Genomic DNA, 24,379 nt, shown 5'->3' on the forward strand with positions numbered 1-24,379 from the left:
GTGAAGAAATCGGTCCCGCTGGAGCGAGCCCGATTTCTTCAGCCGCGCTTCGCGCGGTCGCGCTTTTTCCGGTGCTCCGCCTTCGGCTTCGCGTGCGCGGTCGCGCTTTTTCCGGTGCTCCGCCTTCGGCTTCGCGTGCGCGGAGGCGCTCTTTTTTCGTTTGCTTCGCCTTCGGCTCCGCGGAGGGCTTCGGATGGGAGAGCTCTTCCTCGGTGGACGCATCGAGCTCCTTCAGGGTGACCTCACGAAGCTCGAAGTCGACGCGCTCGTGAACGCCGCGAACCGCACCCTCCTCGGGGGCGCCGGACTGGACGCCGCCGTCCACCGCGCGGCGGGTCCCGAGCTGCTGGAGGCCACCCGCAAGCTCGGCGGGGCGGCGCCGGGAGAGGCGAAGATCACCGAGGGCTTTCGCCTCCCGGCCCGCTACGTCATCCACGCGGTGGGCCCGATCTGGCACGGAGGAAAGCAGGGCGAGCCCGAGCTCCTGGCGTCCTGCTACCGCAGGAGCCTCGAGCTGGCGCGGGACCACGAGCTGGCCTCGATCGCCTTCCCTGCGATCTCCACCGGCGCCTACCGCTATCCCGTAGAGGAAGCGACCGAGATCGCGCTCCGCGAGACCCGCGCCTTCCTCGAGGCGAACGCCCTCCCGAATCGGGTGATCTTCTGCTGCTTCTCGCGCTACGACCTCGACGTCTATCGCAAGCTCGCCTCGCGCCTTCTTTCGTGAGGCGGCCCAAGCGGGAGTGCGAGCCTTGCGCGGGCCTCGTTGCCCGCGTGCCCCCCGAGAACCATGCTGCTGGTGCCTCGTCGCCGCCAAGGGGGAGCGATGCGCCGTGTTCATGGTCTAGCGATCATCCTGATCTCCGTCGCCGCTTCGGTCGCGATCCCCGACGCCCCGTTCGCCGAGCTCCCTGCGCCGCTTCCTCCGATCTCGCAGGAAGAGGCTCGAACCCTCGGGGTGGACGCCTACGTCTACGGCTATCCGATCGTGCTCACGATGGTGACTCGTAGTGTGATGACGAACGTCCCCGCGCCGACTCCTATGGGGCGCGCGCCCTTGAACCAGCTCAGCAACGCGATGGCGCTGCCGACGCCGCGGAGCCGGGACGTGGTGAGCCCCAACGTCGACACGCTCTACTCCGTGGCGTGGCTCGACCTCGAGCGGGAGCCCATGGTCCTGCACGTCCCGGACGCCAGGGGCCGCTACTACCTCGCTCCGGTCCTCGACGCCTGGACGAACGTGATCAGCTCACCCGGCAAGCGGACGACCGGCACCGCGGCGCAGGACTTCGTGATCGTGGGTCCCGCCTACCGGGAATCGCTTCCGCTCCACCTCACGGAGATCCAGATGCCCACCACCACGGCGTGGATCGCCGCGCGCTTCGAGGTCAGGAACGCGAAGGACGTCATCGCGGTGAACGCGCTCCGGAAGAACCTCTCCCTCACGCCCCTATCCGTCTTCCTCAAGCGACGGCCCGCCCCCACCACCGCCGCCCGTATCGACGCTTCGATCGACATGGAGACCCCACCGCCGAAGCAGGTCGAGGCGATGGACGCGCCCGCCTTCTTCACCGCCCTGGCCAACGCGATGGTCACCAATCCGCCAGCGCCGGACGACGCGCAGATGGTCGCCAACCTCCGGAGGCTGGGGATCGAGCCGGGCCAATCGCTGGACTTCGCCAAGCTCCCGGCGAACGTGGTGGCGGGCTTGACCCGCGCGCTCCCCGACGCCCGCACGAAGATCGCTGCCCACGCCGAGAAGATGGGGCACAAGGAGAACGGGTGGACGATGAGCCGGGAGCTCGGCTCGTACGGGACCCGCTACCTCGATCGGGCCGCGACCGCGCTGGTGGGCTTCGGCGCCAACGTTCCCGAGGACTCGATCTACGCCTTCGCCTCGGACGACGAGGTGGGCGTGCCGCTTGATGGCTCCTCGGGCCAGTACGTGATCCGATTCCCCAAGGGGCAGATGCCGCCGGTGGAGGCGTTCTGGTCGGTCACCCTCTACGGCCCGGACCACTTCCTGGTCGAGAACGAGCGGAACCGGTATTCGCTCGGCTCGCACGACGCGCTGAAGACGTCCAAGGACGGCTCGATCGAGCTCTTCGTGCAGCACGAAGCGCCCAAGGGCGCGGAGGCGAACTGGATCCCTGCGCCGAGAGGCCCGTTCAACCTGATCCTCCGGATGTACTGGCCGAAGAGGACCCTGCTCGAAGGGGAGTGGCAGCTTCCCTCGATCCGGAAGCTCTGACTTCAGCGGGCTTTTCGCGAGAGGGCAAAGGCGAGGCCCTGGGCGTTCAGCCGGACGTCCATTTCGAGCTGGGAGCGGTCTCGCTCGTCCAGGACAAGGCCGACGGCGTCCGTCTCCTCCTCCATCGCACGGCTCAGCTCGCCGAATAGGAAGGACTCCCGCCTCTCGGGCTCGAGGGACGCTGCCTGCTCCATCAGGTCCTCCGAGCGATCGATCCAGCGGTGGAGCTGGCGCGCGGCGACTGCGAGCTCGTCGATCTCGCCGAAGTGCGTGAGGCAAGCGGTGGGCGTGCCGAGGCCGATGATTCGATCCACGCTCAGGCGGGCCTGCTCCGCGTCGAAGTCCGTGGGGCTCGTCGACGCGAAGACGAAGCGGCCGGCCCGCTGGAGCCGGGGATAGGCGAGACCGAAAGTGTCACCTGTGAACACGGTCTCGCGGGCGGGATCGTGGACCACGAAGTGGTGGTTCGCGTGGCCTCGGGTGTGGAGGAAGTGCAGGGTGGCGTCGCCGAGCGGCAGCGTGTCTCCGTCCTCCGGCGTGCGGACCCGCTCGGCGGAGATCGGCGCGATCTCGCCGTAGAGCTTGTCGAACTCGGCGTCCCCGTAGACCGCGCGGGCGCTGGCGACGAGCTTCGAGGGATCGACGAGGTGCCGCGCCGCGCGTGGATGAGCGACGAGCGTCGCCTGCGGGCATTCGGCGAGGAGCGCGGAGGCGCCGCCGGCGTGGTCGAGGTGGGCGTGGGTCACGATCACCCAGCGGACCTGCTCGGGGCGGAGCCCTTCCTTGCGAAGCGCGTCCATCAGCCGCGGCACCGTGTAGGCGGTGTTCGTCTCGATGAAGGCCGCTTCGCCGCCCTGCACGCGGAGGTAGCAGGCGGCGAACTCGGGCATCAGGTAGTCGGCGTCGACGGTGACGAGGCGGGGCGAGGTCATGGCCGGAGCATAGCGGTTACGCCGCCGCCTTGCCGCTCGACGGGATCGTCAGTGCTCGGCTGCGTCCGCCTCGGCCTTGGTGGCGTGCACCGTGCCGTGGGGGTGCTCGGGCGGCCCGTAGAGCGAGTACACCTTGAGGGGCTTGGTCCCGATGTTCGTGACGTTGTGCCAGGAGCCCGCCGGCACGAGGATGACCCAGTCGTCCTCGACCTCGCGGTCGAAGGAGAGGTCGTCCTTGCGGGGGCCCATCTGCACGCGGGCCTTTCCCGCCTCGATCCGCAGGAACTGGTCGTGGTCGTGGTGGACCTCGAGGCCGATGTCGTGGCCCGGCTCGATGCTCATCAAGGTGAGCTGGAGGTTCTCGCCGGTCCACAGCGTCGTCCGGTAGTTCTGGTTCTCGAGCGTCGCCTTCTCGATGTCGATCGCGAAGGGCAGCGGTCCGTGGTCGTTCATGGCCATCTCGTTCTCCTTCCAGGAAGATCGCGACTGCGACGACGCGGATGCCCGCGATCGCCGGGCGTTGCGGCTTCCTGATCGCTATCGCTCGCGGGCTCGAAGGTCGATGCAGGCTCGTCCCGATCTGTCGGGCGTCCACCTGCGGCCCGTTCGAGAGGGCGCTCGCCTTCGCGGAGAGGAGGGGCGCCGCCTGGGGCTCGGAGACCGTTGCGGCCACGCCGCCGGCATCCCCATCCATGGCGAAAGCCCGAATGTGGAGGTGCATGCGATGAAGGCAGTCGTCTTTCATGGAGTCGGAGACATTCGCCTCGAGGACGTCGAGGATCCCAGGATCGAGGAGCCGACCGACGCGGTGGTGCGGATCACGGCGAGCTCGATCTGTGGAACCGATCTCCACATGGTCCGCGGCACGCTGACCGGGATGAAGCCCGGGACCGTACTGGGTCACGAGGGCGTCGGCGTCGTGGAGGAGCTCGGCGACGACGTGCGAAATCTCAAGGTGGGCGACCGCGTGCTCATCGCCTCGACGATCGCCTGTGGGGATTGCGCCTACTGCCGTGAGGGCTACTTCGCCCAATGCGACCGGGCGAATCCGAACGGGCCCCAGGCCGGGACCGCCTTCTTCGGCGGGCCCGAGACCTCTGGGCCCTTCCAGGGCCTGCAGGCGGAGAGGGCGAGGATCCCCTTCGCCAACGTGGGCCTGGTGAAGCTCCCCGACTCGATCTCCAACGAGCAGGCCATCCTCTTGTCCGACATCCTCCCAACAGGCTGGATGGCCGCCGAGCTCGCGGAGATCAAAGACGGCGACACCGTCGCGGTCTTCGGCTGCGGCCCCGTCGGCCAGGCGGCCATCGCCGCCGCGCGCCACCGGAGCGCCGGTCGGATCTTCGCCGTCGACAACGTGACCACGCGCCTCGAGATGGCCCGGGCCCTGGGCGCCGAAGTGATCGACTTCTCGGACGAGGATCCGGTGGAGCAGATCCGACGGCTCACCGACGGGATCGGCGTGGATCGCGCGATCGACGCGGTCGGAATCGACGCGAAGCACCCCCGCAGCGGCAGCGCCCTCGATGACGCGATGGAGCACAAGGAGGAGTACCGCAAGGAGGTGGCGGAGATCGCGCCCGAGCAGAACCGCCAGTTCTGGAGCTGGCGCCCGGGCGACGCCCCCACCCTGGCCCTGGACTGGGCCGTGCAGTCCCTCGCGAAGGCGGGAACGCTGGCCGTGATCGGCGTCTATCCGTCCACCGACCGGTTCTTTCCTCTCGGCTATGCGATGGGGAAGAACCTCACGATCAACATGGGCATCTGCAACCACCGCAAATACATCCCGGAGCTCGTCGAGCTGGTCCGGTCCGGGCAGCTCGACCTGGCGCCGTATCTCACCGAGATCCGGCCGCTCTCCCAGGTCATCGACTCGTACAAGGCCTTCGAACGCCGCGATCCGTATTGGTCGAAGGTCGAGATCCAGCCCGGCGCCTGACCTGCGCCCGGGGAGGGCATGCGTTCTTCGGGACCCATTCCTTCACACGCTCCGAGCCGCCTCTACTGGCGGCTCGGAGCTTTGCGAGCTACACGAGAGGGGACGCTCGCCCTCCATCGGCGAGTCCGAGGAGGCCCCCCGTGCCCGGATGGAAGTCGACGGCCCTCGCGTCCCTGCTCCTCCTCGCGGGAGCCAGCGCCTGCACGGCGCGCGCTTCCGACTCGCCCGAGGCAAAGACCATGTCCAAGACCTACACCAAGCCCTCCGACGACGAGCTTCACAGCAAGCTCTCTCGCCTGCAGTACGAGGTCACCCAGCGCGGCGCGACCGAGCCGCCGTTCCGGAACGCGTACTGGGACCAGCACGCCGACGGGATCTACGTCGATGCCGTCACGGGCGAGCCGCTGTTCAGCTCCCTCGACAAGTTCGACTCCGGCACCGGCTGGCCGAGCTTCACGAGGCCCATCGAGAAGGACCGCGTCGTCGAGAAGACGGATCGGGGCCACGGGATGGTGCGCACCGAGATCGTCTCCGCCGCGGGTCAGTCCCACCTCGGCCACCTCTTCGACGACGGGCCGGCGCCCACGTTCCAGCGCTACTGCATGAACTCCGCGTCCCTGCGCTTCGTGCCGGTGGATCGCCTCGAGGCCGAGGGCTACGGCGAATACCGTTCGCTCTTCGTGGCGGGCGGGGAATCGGCCCATGCAGCGCAGGCCGGCTCGGGTAAAGCTCCCACCCTGGGCGGAGGGCACAGCTGCGAGTCGACCTACGAGGAGGCGATCCTCGCGGGCGGATGCTTCTGGGGCATGGAGGATCTGCTCCGCAAGATCCCCGGCGTGGTGGAGACCGAGGTCGGCTACTCGGGCGGCACCACTGCCGAGCCCACCTACGCCCAGGTGTCCACCGGGACGACCGGCCACGCGGAGTCGGTGCGGATCGTCTTCGATCCTTCGAAGATCTCGTACGCCGAGCTCCTCGAGGGCTGGTTCTTCCGGATGCACGATCCGACCACCGTCGATCGCCAGGGGAACGACCGCGGGAGCCAGTACCGCTCCGCGATCTTCTTCGAGAGCGAGGAGCAGCGGAAGACGGCGGAGGCCGTGAAGGCGAAGGTGGAGGCGAGCGGGAAGTGGAAGGCCCCGATCGTCACGCAGATCGTCCCGGCGGGTCGCTTCACGCGCGCCGAGGAGTACCACCAGGACTACCTGGAGAAGCACCCCGGCGGATACACCTGCCACTTCATGCGCGACTGATCTGCATGCGCGGGCCGCGGTCTCCTCGATCGCGGCCCGACGTCAGATGCCTACGCGCTCGAGCCGGAGGAGCGGACCGCCGTCGTCGACGAAGTCCCGCAGGTCCACCACGCAATCGAGCATCCAGTCGCAGTCGCCCGCGGGGTCGACGAGCCGCTGCTGGGCGCGCCACTGCCGCGGGCCCGCCTCGGCGAGCAGCGTGTTGTGGGGCTTGCGGGCGTGGGGCGTCACGTCGATCGAGGCGTGCTCCTCGAAGTAGGACGCCATCGCGGCCTCCAGCTCCTCGGCGCTCCAGCCGGTCCGGACGGAAGCGATCGCGCTCGCCCAGTTCCGGTCGGCGACGTGCTTGAGGAGCCGGTGCAGCTCGCTGCGCACGCGGATCGTGAGCCCGCGCTTGTCCGTGGCGAGGTCGTAGGGCTTCTCCTCCGGCTCCCCGCCGCGCCCGGTGCTGCGCTCGAGGCCCTGCATCCGCTCCCACTCGTCGAGGAGGCTGGAGTCCACCGTGCGCAGCAGCTCGCGGAAGTGGCCGATGATCGCCTCCACCTCCTCGTCGCGGTAGCTCTCGGGCACCGCCTGCACCAGCGTCTTGTACGCGTCCGAGAGGTAGCGCAGGAGCACGCCCTCGCTCCGCTGGAGGCCCAGGTCGCGGATGTACTCGTCGAAGGAGGCGAGGTTCTCGTACATCTCCCGCGCGATCGACTTGATCCGGATGTTCTCCTCGCCCACCCACGGGTGCCGATCGGCGAAGGCGTTGAACGTGGTGTAGATGAAGTCGCGGTTCGGCTTGGGCCACTCGAGCTTCTCGAGCTCCGCCATTCGATCCTCGTAGTCCATCCCCTGCGCCTTGAGCTCGGCGACCTTGTCCCCCTTGGCCTTGTCGAGCTGCTTGTAGAGCACGGCGTAGGGGTTCTCGAGGATCGACTCGACAAGCGTGAGGAGATCGAGTGCGTAGGTCGGGCTCTCCCGGTCCAGGAAATCCAGCGCCTCGAGCAGGTAGAGCGAGAGCGTGTGGTGCAGCGAGAAGTCTTCCTGCAGCGCGGCGTTCACCTGGACGTGGGCGCCCGGGCGGCCTCCCTCGCGGCGGGCGACCTCGACGATCCCCGCGTGGCGGAGGTGGCGGAAGCGGACCGCCGCGTCGCGCTTGTGCTTGCGCCTCGTACGGTCCGTGCCATGGGAGCGCCCGACGATCTCGAGGAGCCTCGCGTAGCCGCCGCCCCGCCTATCGGTCTTGCTCTGCAGGAGCGCGAGCAGGAGGCCGTGGGTCACCTCGAAGCGCGACTCCAGCGCCTCGGGCGGCCGCGACAGCAGCCGGTCGAAGGTGGTCTTGTCCCAGTGCTGATAGCCCTTGGTGGGCGCGGCCTGCTTGACCAGCTTCTTCTTCGGGTTGGCCGCCTGCTTCTCGGCGATGCGCAGGTTCTCGATCACGTGCTCGGGGGCCTGGACCACCACGAAGCCGCGGTCGTCGAAGCCCTTGCGTCCGGCGCGCCCCGCCACCTGGAGGAAGTCGCGCACGGTGAGGATGCCGACCTTGTCGCCGTCGTACTTGCAGAGCTGGGAGAAGAGCACGGTGCGGAGGGGGATGTTCACGCCCACGCCCAGGGTGTCCGTGCCGCTGATCACCTTGAGCAGGCCGCTCTGGGCGAGCTTCTCCACGAGGAGACGGTACTTGGGCAGGAGCCCCGCGTGATGGAGGCCGATCCCGTGGAGCACGAAGCGGGAGAGCTCCTTGCCGTAGGGCGTGTCGAAGCGGACGCCGTCCAGGGCCTCGCGGATCTTCGCCTTCTCCTCCTTGGTGGAGAAGTTCACGCTCATCAGGTTCTGGGCCTGCTCGGCCGCCGCCTTCTGGGAGAAGTTCACCAGGTAGACGGGCTGCTTGTTTCCCTCGACCAGCTTCTCGATGGTCTCGTGGAGGGCCCGCTCGCTGTAGTCGAAGTCCAGGGGCACCGGCCGCTGGAAGGAGCGCACCGTGGCCACCTTGCGGCCGGTGAGCGACTCGAGGCTCTCCTCGATCTTCGAGGTGTCGCCGAGGGTGGCCGACATCAGCAGGAACGTCGCGTTCCGGAGGGTGAGCAGCGGGATCTGCCAAGCGATGCCGCGATCCTTGTCGCCGTAGTAGTGGAACTCGTCCATCACCACGTAGTCGACCCGGGGATCCTCGGTGCGCAGGGCGAAGTTTGCGAGGACCTCCGCGGTGCAGCAGATGATCGGGGCGTCGCGGTTGATGCTCGCGTCGCCGGTGAGCATGCCCACGTTCTCGGCGCCGAAGGCCTCGCAGAGCGCGAAAAACTTCTCGTTCACCAGCGCCTTGATCGGGCAGGTGTAGTAGCTCACCGCCCCTTCGGCCATGGCCTTGAAGTGCAGGGCCTGGGCGACCAGCGACTTCCCCGAGCCGGTGGGCGTGTTGAGCACCACGTGCTTGCCGGCGAGGAGCTCGAGGATCGCCTCTTCCTGGGCCGGGTAGAGCTCGATGCCGCCGGCGGTGGCGAAGGCGACGAAGCGCTCGAGCACCTGATCCGGATCGAGGGGGCCCTGGCCATTGGCCTGGAGGAGGCTTGCGAGGGGAGCGAGCGGCTGGCTCATCGGCAAAACGGGACGTCCTTCGGATGACGGTTCGAGAAGGGATCGGTATATCGCGAAGCCCCGGCCGGGGTCGCAAATTCCGGGCTGATCCGGGGCGCGTCGCAGGTTCACGGAGGCGCGCCGCGGGTCCGGCGATCGAGCGCTCTCCAGAGCGCACGGCCGAGCGGCTTCGGTGGCGCTCGGATTTCCGCCGAAACTTCCCGCCGGCCCGCGCATTCTCGGGCGCGACTCACCTCGGAAACGGAGCACCCTCGATCATGGCTTGGCCCTCCAGTGAAAAGCAGCGCGACATCGGTCTCCTCCTCGTGCGGGTCGGCATCGGCCTGATGTTCATCCTCGCCCACGGCCTCCCCAAGCTGATGGGCGGCCCCGCCGTCTGGGCCAAGGTCGGGAGCGCGACCGGGTACCTCGGCATCACTGCCGTCCCCGCGCTCTTCGGCCTTCTCGCCACGATCGCCGAGCTCGGCGGCGGCGTGCTCCTGATCGCGGGCAAGTGGGTGCGCGTCGCCAGCGCGGCGATGCTGGTGACGATGCTGGTCGCCACCTTGATGCACATCCAGGGAGGCGACGGCCTCGCCAAGGCCAGCCACGCCATAGAGGCGGCGGTCCTCTTCGCGGGCCTCACGCTCCTCGGCGGCGGCCGCTACGGCATCGACGGCCGGAGCGCCTGAAGTCGCGTGAGCAGGATGACGATCCGCGCTTCCGCTCGGCAGCTTCGTCGCCAAGCGGTTGCGCTCCCGCCCCAACGGACCTCTCGGATGGTTCTTGAATGGCCGCGCGCCGTCGCTAGACTGCGCGCATGGCCACCCGTACGAAAAAGACCAAGTCCCCCACGGTAGTTCCTTCCGAGGCTCCTGCCGCCGCCCACGACACGCGGCCGCCCGCGAAGCTCCTCGCGTTCATGCGCCAGGGCTGGAAGGAGAAGGCGAAGAAGCTCCCGCCGAAGGTGAAGGGCCACGAGAACTTCCTCGCGCGGCGCAACGCGGTCTCGGCGCGCTTCCCCGGCGAGGTGGTGATCGTCCCCACGGGCCACGAGAAGGTCCGCGCGAACGACACCAACTACCGCTTCCGCCCGGGCAGCGATTTCTACTACCTCACCGGCAACGTCGAGGCCGACTGCGTGCTCGTGCTGGAGCCCGTGGGCAAGGGCCACAAGCACGTGCTCTTCGTCGAGCCCAACCCGGGCCGCAGCGACGACACGTTCTACCTCGACCGCAACAAGGGCGAGCTCTGGGTGGGGCCGCGCCTCGGCGTCCCCGAGAGCCAGGCGCGCTTCGGCATGGACGCGTGCCGCGGCCTCTCCGAGCTCCCCGAGTACCTCGCTTCGCTCCGCGGCGCGACGGCCCGGCCGTTCCGCCTCCTCCGTGGCTTCTCCGAGTCGGTCGAGGCGCGGCTCCCCGCGCAGCGCGAGCGCGATCAGGAGCTCGGCACCTTCCTCTCCGAGATGCGCCTCCTCAAGGACGCCCTCGAGATCCGGGAGCTGCAGGGTGCGATCGACTCCACCAAGCGCGGCTTCGAGGATGTGATCGAGCGCCTCGCCCAGGGTGAGTCGGAGCGCGAGGTGGAGGGCGTGTTCAACCTGCGCGCTCGCGTCGAGGGCAACGACGTGGGCTACGGCACGATCGCCGCCTCGGGCGCGAACGCCTGCATCCTCCACTGGACCCGGAACGACGCGAAGCTGAAGGCCGGCGACCTCCTCCTCCTCGACGCCGGCGTGGAGCGCGACACGCTCTACACCGCGGACATCACCCGCACCCTGCCGATCTCGGGCAAGTTCTCCAAGGAGCAGAAGGAGATCTACGAGCTCGTCCTCGAGGCGCAGGACGCGGCGTTCGCCGCGGTGAAGCCTCGCAACGACTTCATGGAGCCGAACCGCGTCGCGATGGTCGTGCTCGCGAAGGGCCTCGAGCGACTCGGGATCCTCGACAGCGCCGAGGAGGCGCTCGCCGACGAGAACCAGTTCTACAAGCGGTACTCGCTCCACAACGTGAGCCACATGCTCGGACTCGACGTCCACGACTGCGCCCAGGCGCGGGCCGAGAGCTACAAGTTCGGCAAGCTCCAGGCGGGCATGGTGCTCACGGTGGAGCCGGGCCTCTACTTCCAGCTCGACGATCTCACGGTGCCGGCGAAGTACCGCGGCATCGGCGTGCGGATCGAGGACGACGTGGTCGTCACCGCCCGTGGCTGCAAGGTGCTCTCGGCGGACATCCCGAGGACCACGAAGGAGGTCGAGGCCTGGATGGCGTCGATCTGGAAGCAGCGGAAGGCGCGGCCGAAGAAGGCCTGATCGCAAACCGCTTTCGCGCGCGGCTCCTGTTTCGGGCCGCGCGCGACGCTCGCTTCAACGGCCTGGTTTCAGCGGCGCCTGCGCGTCTCGCCGGCGAGGAAGAGCGGGGCCGGCAGCCTGTCGGCCTCGATGTAGGCCTCCACCGCGCCGGGATGCAGGGGGTCCGCCTCCCGGATGCTGCAGAACCGCACGTAGTCGAGGAGCAGCTCCGACACCTTCTGGAATCGCTCGATCACCGCCTCGCCCTCTTCCTCGAAGAGCCCGGCAGCGGTGGCGAGCGAATCGGGGCGATCGGACGGAAGGGCCGAGAGTCCCGCCCGAAGCGCCTCGATCCGGCGGTGGTTCGGCTTGCCGAAGAGGCTGCGCCTGCGCAGGTGGGAAGCCAGGAAGAGCTGGCCGACGCTCGAGAGGCCACGGGCGAGCGGGACGCTCGGCGCGTAGGTCGAGGCCTGCCGGAGGTATTCCTCGAGGGCGTCGACCTCCCTGCCGGTGGACGTCGACATCCCGCTCCACTCGGGCATCCGATCGTTCTCGAGGTCGTAGCCGAGCTGCCGGGCCGTGAGCTTGGCGAACGCGCGGCCGTTCTCCTCCCGCCGGGCGGCGTCGGCGAGTCGCGAGAGGTCGAGGTCGAGCTCGAGGTCCGAGAGGAGGTCGAGCTCGCCGACCAGGGGGACGTTCGCCTCCAGCCCGGCGGTGGACTCACGGGGATCGTCGGCGTCGATCGCCTGGCGGCAGGCGCCCCACAGGCCGAGGAGGAAAGGATCGTCCCCGATCATCTCCGTGAGCAGCAGGGGATCGCCTGCCAGGCCGCGGAGCGTGGGAATGAGCGCGTGGAAGTCCCGCTCCGCGGAGGCCTGCCCCAGGCGCGCCAGATCGAAGCAGATCAGGCAGGCGGCGAGCTGCGCCTTGTGGCCGGGCCTCGCCCGGAGGATCCCGAGATAGAGGCTGAGCCTCGAGGGATCCCGGCGCATGCGCGCGCCAAGGGCGAGCAGCTCGGGGGTGTCGAGCGCCTGCAGCTCGCGGCGAAGGCTCTCGCGATCGAAGGGCAGAGGAGGTGGAGTTGGCACCGCTCCGAGAAGTGCCATGTCGTCAACAGAGGCGCAAGGAAAGGTGCAAGAGATCCGATGTCAGAGGGGTGGGGTAGAAGGGAAGGACGCATGGCGGACGGGGCTTGACCGAGCCGCCTGGAGCAACTAGACAAACGTACAGTCGTCCTTGCACACACGCGGGGATGGACCGGGAGGACTTCGATATGTCGAACAACACGGAGCGTGAGAGAGCGATCGACCTTGCCATCGGGGCGATCGAGAAACAGTTCGGCAAGGGGTCGATCATGCGCCTCGGCAACGAGGAGGCGATGCTCAAGGACGTCCAGACGATCTCGTCGGGCGCCCTCTCCCTCGACATCGCGCTGGGCGTCGGCGGCTTCCCCCGGGGCCGCATCATCGAGATCTTCGGGCCTGAGTCGTCGGGCAAGACCACCCTCACGCTCCATCTGATCGCCGAGGCCCAGCGGCGCGGCGGCGTCTGCGGCTTCGTCGACGCCGAGCACGCCCTCGACGTCAGCTACGCGCGGCGCCTCGGCGTCCGCACCGACGACCTCCTCATCTCGCAGCCCGACTGCGGCGAGCAGGCCCTCGAGATCACGGAGATGCTCGTGCGCTCCAACGCGATCGACGTCCTCGTGGTGGACTCGGTGGCCGCCCTCGTCCCCCGGGCCGAGCTCGAAGGCGAGATGGGCGACTCCCACATGGGCGTACAGGCCCGGCTCATGAGCCAGGCCCTCCGCAAGCTCACGGGCACCATCGCCAAGAGCAACACCTGCGTGGTCTTCATCAACCAGATCCGCATGAAGATCGGCGTGATGTTCGGCAACCCCGAGACCACCACCGGCGGCAACGCGCTGAAGTTCTACGCCTCGCAGCGCCTCGACATCCGCCGGATCGGCGCGATCAAGAACGGCGAGCAGGTCGTGGGCAACCGCACCCGCGTGAAGGTGGTGAAGAACAAGGTGGCGCCGCCGTTCCGGGAGGTGGAGTTCGACATCCTCTACGGCCAGGGGATCAGCCGGGAGGGCGACATCCTCGACCTGGCGGTGAACGAGAACATCGTGGAGAAGAGCGGCTCCTGGTTCTCCTTCGAGGGCGAGCGGATCGGTCAGGGCCGCGAGAACGCCAAGCAGCTCCTCGTCGATCGCCCCGAGCTCTGCGACCGGATCGAGACCCTCGTCCTCGAGAAGCACGGGATCAACCGGGGCGGAGCCAAGCTCCAGGCGGTGCCGGCGGAGGAAGAGAAGGCCGGCCGCAAGGCGGCGACCAAGTAGGTCGTACGCGGTCGGGGCCTTCGTCCGATGCGCGAGACCCCGGCGAGTTCGTGAACGTGAAGAAATTCACGAACGCTCGCGAGCCGGAGGCGAAGCGACCGGTCACCTGCGGATCGGTTCGCGCGCTTCGACGCTTGCTGTTAGAAGAACGAGGCGCGGACGTCCCGCGAGCGACGCGAACATGGATCTGCAGCTTCCAGGCTGGCTCGCCGATTTCTTCGGCAGGCTCCTCGGCGGATACGACGCCGAGGAGGCCAGGAAGCGCCTGCCCGCCGAGATCCGCGGCGACGGGCCTGCGCCCGCCTCCCTGCGCCGGCGGGCGCTCCGACACGTCGACGCCGAGCTGCGCCGCTCGGGCCTCGTCTACGGCTCGCCGAAGCTTCCGTCTCGCGTGGCCCAAGGCGCCCGGCTCGATCGCGCCGAGGCCCTCTTCTTCGCGGTTCTCTCGGGAAAGTGTTTCATCGCCCTGGACATCGCCCGCCTCCACGGCGTGCCGTTCGAGCCCCAGCGATCCGAGGCGAGCCTCGCGATGCTCCTGGCCGCCGGTGCCGGAAGGGCCGATCTGGCGGACGAGATTCACGCGCTCGTCAGCATGGGCCAGCCGGCCTTTGGCGACGGCCGACTGCTCGCCAGGCTCGAGCAGGCGCTCATCGACGCGATCGCGCCCGCCACTGGCGATGCGATCCTCGACCTCCTCCTCCACAACGCCACGAGCTTCGCTGAGGCGCGGGTCATCGGCCGGCTGGCGATCGCCTGGTACGGCGAGGAGCACTTCGATCCGGCCGAGGCCTCGCGCCTCCTCGCGGCCGCGGCGAGGGAGCGCGCGCAGTGCCTGGGCGCCCTCTCGACCATCGCGGCGCCGAGGGGCGGGCTGAGGGAGAGGGGCCGGCGGGCCCTGGGAAAGGAGCTCCGCAAGCTCCGGCTCGGTCGGGACCTCGAACGACAGGTGAGAGTGAGTTTCACTCTTCCGGCCTCGCCGGAGGAGCTGGCGGGTCGAATCCGCACGCGGACCATGCGGCGATTCCTCGTCGAGCAGCTCTACCTGGCGAACATGCTCGAGGGGCGGGAGGGCTCGCCCCTCCTCGACGGGCTGGCCTCCCGGCTCGACTTCGGGCGCGCCGATCGGGACGCCCTCGAAGCGCAGGTGGCCGACTACTTCTACGATCCGTCCGACGTCTTCGACGCCTTCGAGCTCCGGGCCGTGGGCCAGGCGTCGTCGGAGCTCCTCGTCGATCGGATCGCACGAGAGGTTCAGCTCAACGTTGACCGGATCGCGCTCGAGGTGAAGGAGACGGGCGAGCTCACCCAGCTCCTCGCTAAGGCGGCGATGGGGCAGAAGCTCACCGCCGAGGAGAGGGCCAAGGCGCGGGAGCAGCTCATCGACCTCGCCAAGGTGGTCCCCTCCCTCGCGATCATCGCCGCGCCCGGCGGCATGCTCATCTTCGCAGCGCTCCTGAAGGTCCTCCCCTTCAGCCTCCTCCCCTCGAGCTTCCAGAAGCGCCCGGAGGACGACGCCCCTCTGCGCCCGGCGGCCGTGCAGCCTCGGCCGCGTCAGCGTCGCGTTCCACGGCGGTCGTAGGCCTGCGCACGTGGGGTATCCGCGGCCCCGACAGCTCCGCACGCCACAGCTTCCGTAGAGCTGCATCCGAGCAGCGGTGCACGCGAGATTGCGAGCGCACGAGCCTGCGCTGCAGCACAGGCCCGTGTGCTTCGCTTGGCTCAGAGGCTCTTGAACGCCTCGCGGGCGGCGGCGAGCGTGTGCTCGACCTCGGCGTCGCCGTGGGCCGTGGACACGAAGGCCGCCTCGAACTGCGAGGGCGGCAGGTAGACGCCGCGGTCGAGCATCGCGTGGTAGAAGCGGCCGAAACGCTTGGTGTCAGCGGTCTTCGCGGTCGGGTAGTCGTAGACCTCGTCCGGCGTGAAGAAGATCGTCCACATGCTCCCCACCCGGTTGAGCCGGTGGGGAACGCCGGCCTCGGTGGCCAGGGCCGAGAGGCCGTCGCAGAGGCGGGCGCTGGTCTTCTCGAGGCCGTCGAAGAGCGCCGGATCCTCGATGGCCTTCAGCATCGCCTGTCCAGCGGCGACGGCGAGCGGATTTCCGGAGAGAGTGCCCGCCTGGTAGACCGGACCCTCCGGCGCGATGAGCTTCATCAGCTCCCGCTTGCCGCCGTAGGCGCCAACGGGCAGGCCGCCGCCGATCACCTTGCCGAAGGTGGTGAGGTCCGGGGTGATCCCGAAGCGGGCTTGCGCGCCGCCGCGGGCGAGGCGGAAGCCCGTCATCACCTCGTCCCAGATCAGCACGGTGCCGTGCTTCGTGCAGAGCTCGCGGAGCGCCTCGTGGAAGCCCTCCTTCGGCGGCAGAACGCCCATGTTGCCCACGACCGGCTCGAGGATCGCGCCGGCGATGGTGTCGCCGTGGCGGTCGAAGAACTCGCGGAGCTTCTCGATGTCGTTGTAGGGCAAGGTGAGCGTGTGCTTGGCGAGGTCCGCCGGCACGCCCGGCGAGTCCGGGAGCCCGAGGGTCTCGACGCCAGAGCCCGCCTTCACGAGCAGCGAATCCGCAGCGCCGTGGTAGCAGCCCTCGAACTTCAGGATCCGGTCGCGGCCGGTGGCGGCCCGGGCGAGCCGAATCGCGGCGGAGGTCGCCTCGGTGCCGGAGGAGACCAGGCGCACCTTCTCCACCGACGGCACCGCCCGGATGATCGCCTCGGCGAAGACCACCTCGGCCTCGTGGGGCGCGCCGAAGCTCGTCCCGCGCTTCGCGGCTTCGCAGACCGCATCAACGGCCGGCGCCCACGCGTGGCCCATCAGCAGGGGGCCCCACGAGCCGACGTAGTCCACGTAGCGGTTGCCGTCGACGTCCACGAGCCAGGCGCCCTCGCCCCTTTCGAAGAAGACGGGGTCACCGCCGACGCCGCGGAACGCCCGCACGGGCGAGTGGACGCCGCCCGGAAGGACGGCCTGAGCCTGGCGAAAGAGGTCGTGGCTACGGCTGCGGTTCATGTTCGTCCTGGCTCCTCGCGGATCGTGCAGCCTTCCGCATGGTCCACGCCCCGGCGGTGGACGCCGGACGTTCTACCTCATCGCGGCGAGTCGTGTGCCCGCGTCCGTGCCCGTGCGCAGAGACCTGGACGACCGGGCGAAGGACTTGGACACCGGAACTGGAGCGCCCGTCACGTTGACGTGCTGCCCGCCCGGCCCCGACGAGCGTGAGAAGCGCCAAAGCCGCTTGGCCATCCGAGATGGCAACCGCACCGCGGATGTGGATGGTCCGGGCCATCCGGGTTCAATCCTCCGAAAACGCACCTCGTGCGGTGCCGATGGGGAGGAACATCCGTCTTGGCCAGCTCACCTTGGACATGCTGACGAAGTCGTATTTGGAATAGAAGCGCGCAGCGTCCTCAGTCTTGGCATCGACGACGACACCGATGCAGCCGAGGATGGCGGACGCATCGACGATCCGTCGCAACGCATCCAGCAAGAGCCGCTCACCGACGCGACGCCCCTGGGCCCGTTGATCGACGGCGAGGCGCCCGATGAGCGCCACCGGCATCGGATATCCGGGCAGCTTGGCGTCGAGCACGCCGGCGACCTGCGTCGACTCCGCCAGCGCCATGCTCAGCGTGTAAAATCCAAGCACGAGAGGCAGATGCGGCGGGTCGACGAGGCTTCGCCGAAGAACGTAGGCGCGACCTATCCCGTCTGCATCGTTCGATACTGCGTGGCGAGCGAGGTAGTCGTCGAGAGCACGGTTTCCACACGAAAAACCCGCCTTGGCGTCGGCGGGTTCGATGGGGCTCGTGGCGTATGGAAACTGGGGCTCGCTCATTTCCCGTGGCGCTTGGCCGCCGCGCGAAGGCGCAAGCTCGGTGCCGGTGCGTCCTTCGCCAAAGCGCGCATTTTGGCATGCTCTTCGGGAGAGAGCTCCATCTTCTCGGGTTTCCCTGCCCATTCGAGCGCTGCGAGAGTCGGGGTCGCAAGCTCGCAGGCCGGGCGCGAGGTGGCAGGATCGAGCATGACGAGTCGGCGCCCCTTGCGCACCTCGAGCACGGCCTTCAGGAAGAGCGCGAGCGCTTCGTCGATCAACTGGCTACGGCTGAGGCCGAGCTCGTCCGCGAGCTGCAGCACGGCGCTCCCTCGGCTGTCCGGGACGGTCGCTTCGAGTCGCATGATGTTCCTCGTCCCTCAAAATCGAGGGATAACTGAGGACTATGTCTTTCGGCCGGCGCGCGCAAGAGGAGGTCCTTGGAACCTCCCCGGAAAGGACCAGAGCGGCGTCGTCAGCCCTCGATGCCGTTCTTCTGGCTGTGCTCGAGCCGGCGAGCCTCCGGGACCTGCCGCCGGGCGCGGGAGATCTCGGCCTGGACGCTCTCCGGGTCCGGGTGGCGCTTCAGGGCCTGGACGAAGCTGGCGAGGGCGGCCTCCGGTTCACGGAGCGCGAGCTGCTCCACGCCGATCTGGAACCGGGCCTTGGAGGCGAGCTCGCCGTCCGGGAAGCGGCGCTCGACCTCCTCGAACGCGACGATCGCCTCTGCGTGCTCCTCGAACTGCCACGCGCTGCCGGCCACGAAGAGGGCATCTCCGGTCCACTTGCTCTCGGGCGCGACGCGAGGGCTGCGGCCTCCTTGCGGCTCTAGTCGTATTCGCGGAGCTCGAAGTAGCCGTTCGTCACGAAATAGCTGAAGCGATCCGCCTCGGGCTCCCCCAGGGCCGCAGGCGCGTTCCACTGGCTGATCGCCTCGGGGAGGTAGTTGAAGAAGCGGCGAGACAGCTCGGCGAGCTTCTCGCGGGCGGCCAGCGACTCCTCGTGGGCCGGCGTCAGCGCAGCTCGGCCTCGGGGATGGAGACGGCGCCTCGGACGTGGAGGGGGCCGGTCATGCCAATCATGGCGCCCGAACGTGTGGATTCGCAGCTTTCTTCGCTCGTTTCACCTTGAGCAATTCTGCGTCGGCCGTCGCCAGGAGCTCCTCGAGGGCGACCGGATCCTCCGGCTCCCAACGCGCGGCGCCAATCGAGCAGGCCAGGGCGTAGGGCCGACCCCCGGCGGCGTTTGCCTCCGCGAAGCGCTGTTGGAGACGTTCGCACATCGCCGCGACGGGATCCGACTCCTCCCCGCTGCGAGCCAGCACGACGAACTCGTCGCCGCCAAGCCGACCGACCACGTCCGTATCGCGAAAGGTCCCGCGTAACAGCCGCGCCGTCTCGACGAGCGCCACGTCTCCCTCCGGGTGTCCGTGAACGTCGTTGATCGCCTTGAAGCCGTCCAGATCCAGGTACAGGAGGACACAGGCGGCGTTGGAACGCCTGGCAGAGAAGAGCTTCTGGCCAGCCAGGAGCAGAAAACCCCGCCGATTGTGAAGGCCGGTGAGCTCGTCGCCGATCGCCTGGGCCTTCAGCAGCTTCTCCGCGTGGATGCGCTCCGTGATGTCCCGCAGCACGAACGTGGACGCCGGCGCGGCGCCAAAGACCTCCAGGCGCGCGATCGTCGCTTCGGCGACGAACTCTTCGCCATTTTTCTTCAGGCCCGTTACCTCGCCGCGCCGAGGTGCCTCTCCGTCGGACGCGCCGGAGTCGATGAAGGCTCGCACCAGCGATGATTGTCGAGCTCGGGTCTCGTCGGGCATGAGGAGGTCGAAGGCCCGGCCCAGGACCTCCGCCGCTTCGTAGCCGAACAACCGCTCCGCAGCGGGGTTGAAGAGCGTAATCCTCGACTCGTCGTCCACGGAGACGATCGCTTCTTCCGCCATCGTGACGATCCCTGCGAAACGGGCCTCCGAGACGCGGAGCTGCTCCTCCGCGCGCTTTGCCGCCACCACCTCCCCCAGCTTCGACGCCACCGTGGAGATCGACTGGACGAAGCGCCGGTCCTCCTTGCCGAGGCGGGTCGCGTGGAACACCAGCACGGCCTCCACCCTGTCGCCGGTGAGGACCGGGAGCCCCACCGCCGATCGGATCCCGAGGGGAGCCGCGAGGGCGAGGCGCGTGTACGAGGACGAAGCGGCGAGGTCGCGTTCCCAGATCGGCCGGCCGGTCTCCCACACCGTCCCTGGCAGTCCCACACCGCGTTCGAAGGTGTAGGTGCGGCTGATTCGCGTGAATGGATCGTCGCGCGAGGCGAACCAAAACGGGGCGCAAGACAGCCGGAGGTCGGCTGCGTCGGGGAGCCACGCCTCACCGTATTCCCAGCCGGTGAAGCTACAGACCTGCTTCAGCGTCGCGAAGATTGCGCTCGCGACGTCCGGCGCCAGAAAGGCCGCTTGGGAGATCGAGTGGAGGAGGTCGAGCTCGTCCTCCCGCTTCCTCCGCGCCGCAGCTTCCTCCTGGAGCTTCCACCAGGTCAGGACTCCATCCGCGAGATCCTCGAGCGACGCGAGAGCGTCTCCGCCCCAGCCGCGGGCCTCCGGATCGCAGACCACGATCGCGCCACGCGCCGTGGGCTGGTGGATGGGGACCAGGACGAGCGAGCGAGCGCCGAGCATCTCCGCGAGCGCCTTCGGTTCGCTCTCAGGCAGGTCGTTTGCGTCCTCGACCAGCACCGGGCGCTGCACGTCGAGGATCAGGGCGACCGGGGCGGAAGATCGGAACGCTCCGGCCTCGGATGACCCGCCGGAGACCGTTCCGCCGCCACGCCAGACGACCAACGCCCGCGGGGCACCAAGCGCCTGGGTCGCGACGCGCGCGAGCCGGGTCAGCGCCTCATCGATCGCGAAAGGCAGGGAAAACGGGTGGGCTGAAGGGGATCTCATGCGCACTCTCGGCCGCGACGGCTGCCATGGCTCCGGCATTCACGGGTCATCGATCAGGGAGGTGGCGAACCACACTCCTTGTATGCGGACGAGAGTACACCTTCTTCGGCTGCGGCGGCCGGCGGTTGATCGCCGCGCACTCAGGCTTCGGGATTTTGGTCAGGACATCTTTTGGTCTTGGACGCTGGTGGGGGAATGCCCCTCGCGTCTTCAGCCCTCGAAGCCCGTCTTCGCGCTGTGCTCGATCCGGCGAGCCTCCGCGACCTGCCGCCGGGCGCGGGAGATCTGGGCCTGGACGCTCTGCGGGTCCGGGTGGCGCTTCAGGGCCTGGACGAAGCTGGCGAGGGCGGACTCCGGTTCACGGAGCGCGAGCTGCTCCACGCCGATCTGGAACCGGGCCCTAGAGGCGAGCTCGCTGTCCGGGAAGCGGCGCTCGACCTCCTCGAACGCGACGATCGCCTCTCCGTGCTTCTCCTCGAACTGCCACGCGCTGCCGGCTACGAAGAGGGCATCTCCGGTCCACTTGCTCTCGGGGGAGCGCGCCGCGAGGGCTGCGGCCTCCTTGCGGCTCTGCTCGTACTCGCGGAGCTCGAAGTAGCCGTTCGTCACGAGATAGCCGAAGCGATCCGCGTCGGGCCCTTCCAGGGCCGCCAGCGCCTGCCACTGGCCGATCGCCTCTGGGAGGTCGTTGAAGAAACGGCGGGAGAGCTCGGCGAGCTTCTCGCGGGCGGCGATCGACTCCTCGTGGGCCGGCGCCAGCGCGATCAGGCGCCGGTACGCTGAGGCGGCGCCGCGATAGTCGCGCAGATCGAGGTAGCTGAGGTCACCAAGCCGCGCCAGGGACTCCACACGCGCCGCCAGGCTCGCATCGTCGTCGGCCGACACGTCGTCGAGGTACGTGAGGAGCGTCCGGAACTCGGCGGCGGCCTGCTGGGCCTTTCCAGCGAAGGTGAGGTCACGGGCGCGCTGGAGCCGCGACTCCACGGACGACTTGCAGCCGGAGACCGAGAGGGCGGCGACCAGGGCAAGGAGCGTGACATGTCGGAGCATCGGCGACCTCGGTGATTCCTGTATTCGACGTGCCTACATACTGTTCGGCGCGACGACTCGAGCACCTTTCATGCGCAACTTTCCCACTTCGCGTCAAGTATTTGATGTTTCGATCGATCCCGCGGGCCGTAACGTTCGCGCACGGGCGGCGCCGGATCGATCGGCACTCGATGTCCGAGAAACGTTTTCCTGTTGTTTGGATCGCGAGAGCACGGCTGCCCTTCGGCCCTGCTGCGTCGAGGCCGAGAAAAAGCCCCCCGGCCGCAGGAGCCGGGGGGCTTGGGTACCGATAGGCCCAGCGGCCGCGGGCTCAGGCGTTACGGCTCGCCGGCCTCGTCGGCGACGTCGACGACGTCGCCTTCGTCGACCTTCTCGACGTCGGCGAGGCGGGCCACGCTGACGACCTTCTCCTGCTCGGAGCCGACGGTGATCAAGCGGACGCCCTGGGTGTTCCGGCCGATCACGCTGATCTCGTTGACGGCCATGCGGATGAGCGTGCCGGCGTTGGTGATCAGCATCACCTCGTCGTCGTCCGCCACCTGGCACGCCCCGGCGACCTTGCCGTTGCGGTCGGTGGTCTTGATCGTGATGAGGCCCTTGCCGCCACGGTTCTGGAGCCGGTACTCGTTCTCCTCGGTGCGCTTGCCGAAGCCGTTCTCGGTGACCGTGAGGATGGCGGCACCCGCCGAGACCACGTCGGCGCCCACCACCCAGTCGTCGTCGTCGAGGGTCATCGCCTTCACCCCGTAGGCGGCGCGGCCCATGGCCCGGACGTCGTTCTCGTCGAAGCGGATCGCCATGCCGTTCGCGGTGGAGACCAGGATCTGGGCGCTGCCGTCGGTGAGCATCGCGGCGACCAGCTCGTCGCCGTCCTCGATGCCCAGGGCGATGATGCCGTTCGAGCGGATGTTCGAGTAGGCCATGAGGTCCGTCTTCTTGATGATGCCCTTGCGGGTCACCAGCACGACGAACTTGCCCTCCTCGAAGTGCCGCACCGGCAGCACCTTGGCCAGGGTCTCGCCCTCCTGGAACTGCACCAGGTTGACGATCGGCCGGCCCAGCGCGGTGCGTCCCGCCTGCGGGATCTCGTGGACCTTGAGCCAGTAGAGCTTCCCCTTGGTGGTGAAGACGAGCATGTAGGCGTGGGTGCTCGCAACGAAGAGGGACTCGATGAAGTCCTCCTCACGCGTACCCGCGCCCGACTTGCCGCGCCCACCGCGACGCTGCGCCCGATAGAGGCTGATCGGGTTGCGCTTCACGTAGCCGTTGTGGCTGAGCGTGACCGCCATGTCCTCTTCCGCGATCAGATCCTCGCGGGTGATGACACCCGCCTCGCCCTGGATCTCGGTGCGGCGCTTGTCGGAGAACTGGTCGCGTACCTCGGTGAGCTCGCGCTTGATCACGCCGAGGAGGGTCAGCTCGCTGCCGAGGATCTCCTTGAACCAGCCGATGTCGCGCACGAGGCCCACGAGCTCCGCCACGAGCTCGTCGCGCTCCATGTTGGTGAGCTTGGCGAGGCGCATGTCCAGAATGGCCTTCGCCTGAAGCTCCGAGAAGCCGCTGCCCAGGTACTCGCGGGAGAGGCCGGCGAACTTCGGCTCGTCGCGCTGCACGCGCTCGACCACGCGGGCCAGGCCCGCCTTCGCCACCTCCGGATCGATCCGGGGCAGGTCGACGAAGCGCTCGTGCTCGTAGAGGGAGGGGGAGAGGATGTTTTGCAGGCCCCAGCGGGCCTCCTCGGGATCCTTCGCCTTGCGGATCAGCGCGACCACGAGGTCGATGAGATCCTGGGCGACCACCAGGCCCTCGACCAGGTGCAGCCGCTCCTCGGCCTTGCGCAGCTCGTACTTCGTCCGGCGCGTGACCACGTCGCGGCGGTGCGCGACGAAGCGCTCGAGCATCTCCTTGAGGTTGAGGATGCGGGGGACGTTGCCGTCGATCGCCAGCATCGTCACGCCGAAGGTCGACTCGAGCGAGGTCTGCTGGAAGAGGTTGTTCACGACGATCTGGCCGATCGCGTCGCGCTTCACCTCGATCACGATCCGGACCTTCTCCTCGCGATCCGACTCGTCTCGGATGTCGGAGATCCCCTCGATCTTCTTTTCCTTCACGAGCTCGGCGATCCGCTCGATGAGGCGGGCCTTGTTCACCTGGTAGGGGAGCTCGCGGATGATGATCGTCTCGCGGTCTCGCTTCTCGTCCCGCTCGATCTCGTACTTCGCGCGGACGCGGATGCTCCCGCGGCCGGAGAGGTAGGCCTCGAGGATCCCGTTGCGGCCGTTGATGATGCCGCCGGTGGGGAAATCCGGCCCGGGCACGTACTCGATCAGGTCCTGAATCGAGCAGCGCGGCTGATCGATGAGGTGGAGGCAGGCGTCCAGGACCTCGCCCATGTTGTGGGGCGGGATGTTCGTCGCCATTCCCACCGCGATGCCCGCGGAGCCGTTCACCAGGAGGTTGGGGAAGCGGGTCGGGAGGACCAGGGGCTCGGTGGTCGCGTCGTCGAAGTTCGGGCCGAAGTCGACAGTGTCCTTGTCGATGTCGGCGAGCATCTGCTCGGCGAGCTTCGTGAGCCGGGCCTCGGTGTATCGGTACGCCGCGGCCGAGTCGCCGTCGATGGAGCCGAAGTTGCCCTGCCCGTCCACGAGCAGGTAGCGCATGTTCCAGTCCTGCGCGAGGCGGACCAGCGCGTCGTAGACCGAGGCGTCACCGTGGGGGTGGTACTTCTTCAGCACCTCGCCGACGGTACCGGCGCACTTCGAGAACTTCCGGTTGTGGAGCAGGCCCTCGTCGAACATCGCGTAGAGGATGCGTCGATGCACGGGCTTGAGGCCGTCGCGGACGTCCGGCAGCGCGCGGCCGATGATCACCGACATCGAGTAGTCGAGATACGACCGTCGCATCTCGTCTTCGATGTTGATCGGCAGCGTGTTGGCAGAGGGGGCGCCGGGTGGGGGCGGCAGCGTCGTGTCGGCGGACAAGAAGACCTCTTTCGCGAAGATGGGCGGCAGGCCC

At 68.5% G+C, this 24,379-nt stretch carries 19 protein-coding genes; 8 read left to right on the top strand and 11 right to left on the bottom strand.

Annotated features, from left to right (window positions below):
• Nucleotides 1-193 precede the first annotated feature (193 nt).
• The gene (locus tag AKJ08_RS17385) at nucleotides 194-727 is read left to right on the top strand and encodes an O-acetyl-ADP-ribose deacetylase (RefSeq protein ID WP_050727233.1); all 534 of its coding nucleotides are present in this window, start codon (nucleotides 194-196) and stop codon (nucleotides 725-727) included.
• A gap of 99 nt (nucleotides 728-826) precedes the next feature.
• Nucleotides 827-2,251 carry a DUF1254 domain-containing protein gene (locus tag AKJ08_RS17390; protein WP_050727234.1) on the top strand — a complete coding sequence of 475 codons (1,425 nt, stop codon included), beginning with the start codon at nucleotides 827-829 and terminating at the stop codon, nucleotides 2,249-2,251.
• A gap of 2 nt (nucleotides 2,252-2,253) precedes the next feature.
• Here AKJ08_RS17390 and AKJ08_RS17395 read toward each other — a convergent pair whose 3' ends face one another.
• Together AKJ08_RS17395 and AKJ08_RS17400 are read right to left on the bottom strand one after the other, a co-directional pair.
• On the bottom strand, nucleotides 2,254-3,183 hold the full coding sequence (locus AKJ08_RS17395; RefSeq protein WP_050727235.1) for an MBL fold metallo-hydrolase: 930 nt from the start codon (nucleotides 3,181-3,183) through the stop codon (nucleotides 2,254-2,256).
• A gap of 48 nt (nucleotides 3,184-3,231) precedes the next feature.
• A complete protein-coding gene (locus AKJ08_RS17400) occupies nucleotides 3,232-3,636 on the bottom strand; it encodes a cupin domain-containing protein (RefSeq protein WP_205624752.1) in 405 nt (134 codons plus the stop codon).
• 271 nt (nucleotides 3,637-3,907) lie between these two features.
• Between AKJ08_RS17400 and AKJ08_RS17405 the strand changes: the two genes are divergently transcribed.
• Both AKJ08_RS17405 and AKJ08_RS18915 read left to right on the top strand, forming a co-directional pair.
• On the top strand, nucleotides 3,908-5,122 hold the full coding sequence (locus tag AKJ08_RS17405) for a zinc-dependent alcohol dehydrogenase (protein ID WP_050727645.1): 1,215 nt from the start codon (nucleotides 3,908-3,910) through the stop codon (nucleotides 5,120-5,122).
• Between the two features lie 140 nt (nucleotides 5,123-5,262).
• The gene (locus AKJ08_RS18915; protein WP_240475392.1) at nucleotides 5,263-6,375 is read left to right on the top strand and encodes a bifunctional methionine sulfoxide reductase B/A protein; all 1,113 of its coding nucleotides are present in this window, start codon (nucleotides 5,263-5,265) and stop codon (nucleotides 6,373-6,375) included.
• Between the two features lie 42 nt (nucleotides 6,376-6,417).
• Here the strand turns inward: AKJ08_RS18915 and AKJ08_RS17415 are convergent, their stop codons facing one another.
• Entirely contained in the window at nucleotides 6,418-8,955 is a 2,538-nt protein-coding gene (locus AKJ08_RS17415; protein ID WP_050727237.1) for a DEAD/DEAH box helicase, read from the bottom strand.
• 257 nt (nucleotides 8,956-9,212) lie between these two features.
• Between AKJ08_RS17415 and AKJ08_RS17420 the strand changes: the two genes are divergently transcribed.
• Both AKJ08_RS17420 and AKJ08_RS17425 read left to right on the top strand, forming a co-directional pair.
• Nucleotides 9,213-9,626: a DoxX family protein gene (locus AKJ08_RS17420; RefSeq protein ID WP_050727238.1), complete on the top strand. Its 414-nt coding sequence runs from the start codon at nucleotides 9,213-9,215 to the stop codon at nucleotides 9,624-9,626.
• A gap of 128 nt (nucleotides 9,627-9,754) precedes the next feature.
• The gene (locus AKJ08_RS17425) at nucleotides 9,755-11,245 is read left to right on the top strand and encodes an aminopeptidase P family protein (protein ID WP_050727239.1); all 1,491 of its coding nucleotides are present in this window, start codon (nucleotides 9,755-9,757) and stop codon (nucleotides 11,243-11,245) included.
• A gap of 68 nt (nucleotides 11,246-11,313) precedes the next feature.
• On the opposite strand, the gene AKJ08_RS17430 is transcribed toward AKJ08_RS17425, so the two are convergent.
• Entirely contained in the window at nucleotides 11,314-12,312 is a 999-nt protein-coding gene (locus AKJ08_RS17430) for a hypothetical protein (protein WP_157370791.1), read from the bottom strand.
• A 185-nt stretch (nucleotides 12,313-12,497) separates the two neighbouring features.
• Here AKJ08_RS17430 and recA point away from each other — a divergent pair, with 185 nt between their 5' ends.
• The gene (gene recA, locus AKJ08_RS17435; protein ID WP_050727241.1) at nucleotides 12,498-13,568 is read left to right on the top strand and encodes a recombinase RecA; all 1,071 of its coding nucleotides are present in this window, start codon (nucleotides 12,498-12,500) and stop codon (nucleotides 13,566-13,568) included.
• 181 nt (nucleotides 13,569-13,749) lie between these two features.
• Nucleotides 13,750-15,147 (top strand): LETM1 domain-containing protein, encoded by a 1,398-nt coding sequence (locus AKJ08_RS17440; RefSeq protein ID WP_050727242.1) that lies wholly within the window; start codon nucleotides 13,750-13,752, stop codon nucleotides 15,145-15,147.
• A 140-nt stretch (nucleotides 15,148-15,287) separates the two neighbouring features.
• Here AKJ08_RS17440 and hemL read toward each other — a convergent pair whose 3' ends face one another.
• The 7 genes from hemL to gyrA form a co-directional block, all read right to left on the bottom strand.
• The gene (gene hemL / locus AKJ08_RS17445; protein WP_050727243.1) at nucleotides 15,288-16,571 is read right to left on the bottom strand and encodes a glutamate-1-semialdehyde 2,1-aminomutase; all 1,284 of its coding nucleotides are present in this window, start codon (nucleotides 16,569-16,571) and stop codon (nucleotides 15,288-15,290) included.
• Between the two features lie 283 nt (nucleotides 16,572-16,854).
• Nucleotides 16,855-17,397 carry a GNAT family N-acetyltransferase gene (locus AKJ08_RS19555; protein WP_157370793.1) on the bottom strand — a complete coding sequence of 181 codons (543 nt, stop codon included), beginning with the start codon at nucleotides 17,395-17,397 and terminating at the stop codon, nucleotides 16,855-16,857.
• Nucleotides 17,394-17,696 (bottom strand): hypothetical protein, encoded by a 303-nt coding sequence (locus AKJ08_RS17455; RefSeq protein WP_157370794.1) that lies wholly within the window; start codon nucleotides 17,694-17,696, stop codon nucleotides 17,394-17,396. The genes AKJ08_RS19555 and AKJ08_RS17455 overlap by 4 nt, the downstream gene beginning before the upstream one ends.
• Before the next feature lie 152 nt (nucleotides 17,697-17,848).
• Nucleotides 17,849-18,136, bottom strand: coding sequence for a tetratricopeptide repeat protein (locus AKJ08_RS17460; protein WP_050727246.1), 288 nt, complete (start codon nucleotides 18,134-18,136; stop codon nucleotides 17,849-17,851).
• 315 nt (nucleotides 18,137-18,451) lie between these two features.
• Nucleotides 18,452-20,314, bottom strand: coding sequence for a sensor domain-containing diguanylate cyclase (locus tag AKJ08_RS17465; RefSeq protein WP_050727247.1), 1,863 nt, complete (start codon nucleotides 20,312-20,314; stop codon nucleotides 18,452-18,454).
• A gap of 210 nt (nucleotides 20,315-20,524) precedes the next feature.
• Nucleotides 20,525-21,364, bottom strand: coding sequence for a tetratricopeptide repeat protein (locus AKJ08_RS17470; protein ID WP_050727248.1), 840 nt, complete (start codon nucleotides 21,362-21,364; stop codon nucleotides 20,525-20,527).
• A 317-nt stretch (nucleotides 21,365-21,681) separates the two neighbouring features.
• Nucleotides 21,682-24,345, bottom strand: coding sequence for a DNA gyrase subunit A (gene gyrA, locus AKJ08_RS17475; protein WP_082343319.1), 2,664 nt, complete (start codon nucleotides 24,343-24,345; stop codon nucleotides 21,682-21,684).
• Nucleotides 24,346-24,379: the final 34 nt, after the last annotated feature.

This window comes from Vulgatibacter incomptus (assembly GCF_001263175.1).
Classification (GTDB): domain Bacteria; phylum Myxococcota; class Myxococcia; order Myxococcales; family Vulgatibacteraceae; genus Vulgatibacter; species Vulgatibacter incomptus.

What these genes read in the sequence shown, in the direction of transcription:
- AKJ08_RS17385 (WP_050727233.1), top strand. Translation starts at nt 194, where the DNA reads ATGGGAGAGCTCTTCCTCGGTGGACGCATCGAGCTCCTTCAGGGTGAC.
- AKJ08_RS17390 (WP_050727234.1), top strand. Translation starts at nt 827, where the DNA reads ATGCGCCGTGTTCATGGTCTAGCGATCATCCTGATCTCCGTCGCCGCT.
- AKJ08_RS17395 (WP_050727235.1), bottom strand. Translation starts at nt 3,183, where the DNA reads ATGACCTCGCCCCGCCTCGTCACCGTCGACGCCGACTACCTGATGCCC.
- AKJ08_RS17400 (WP_205624752.1), bottom strand. Translation starts at nt 3,636, where the DNA reads ATGAACGACCACGGACCGCTGCCCTTCGCGATCGACATCGAGAAGGCG.
- AKJ08_RS17405 (WP_050727645.1), top strand. Translation starts at nt 3,908, where the DNA reads ATGAAGGCAGTCGTCTTTCATGGAGTCGGAGACATTCGCCTCGAGGAC.
- AKJ08_RS17415 (WP_050727237.1), bottom strand. Translation starts at nt 8,955, where the DNA reads ATGAGCCAGCCGCTCGCTCCCCTCGCAAGCCTCCTCCAGGCCAATGGC.
- AKJ08_RS17420 (WP_050727238.1), top strand. Translation starts at nt 9,213, where the DNA reads ATGGCTTGGCCCTCCAGTGAAAAGCAGCGCGACATCGGTCTCCTCCTC.
- AKJ08_RS17425 (WP_050727239.1), top strand. Translation starts at nt 9,755, where the DNA reads ATGGCCACCCGTACGAAAAAGACCAAGTCCCCCACGGTAGTTCCTTCC.
- recA (WP_050727241.1), top strand. Translation starts at nt 12,498, where the DNA reads ATGTCGAACAACACGGAGCGTGAGAGAGCGATCGACCTTGCCATCGGG.
- AKJ08_RS17440 (WP_050727242.1), top strand. Translation starts at nt 13,750, where the DNA reads ATGGATCTGCAGCTTCCAGGCTGGCTCGCCGATTTCTTCGGCAGGCTC.
- hemL (WP_050727243.1), bottom strand. Translation starts at nt 16,571, where the DNA reads ATGAACCGCAGCCGTAGCCACGACCTCTTTCGCCAGGCTCAGGCCGTC.
- AKJ08_RS19555 (WP_157370793.1), bottom strand. Translation starts at nt 17,397, where the DNA reads ATGAGCGAGCCCCAGTTTCCATACGCCACGAGCCCCATCGAACCCGCC.
- AKJ08_RS17465 (WP_050727247.1), bottom strand. Translation starts at nt 20,314, where the DNA reads ATGAGATCCCCTTCAGCCCACCCGTTTTCCCTGCCTTTCGCGATCGAT.
- AKJ08_RS17470 (WP_050727248.1), bottom strand. Translation starts at nt 21,364, where the DNA reads ATGCTCCGACATGTCACGCTCCTTGCCCTGGTCGCCGCCCTCTCGGTC.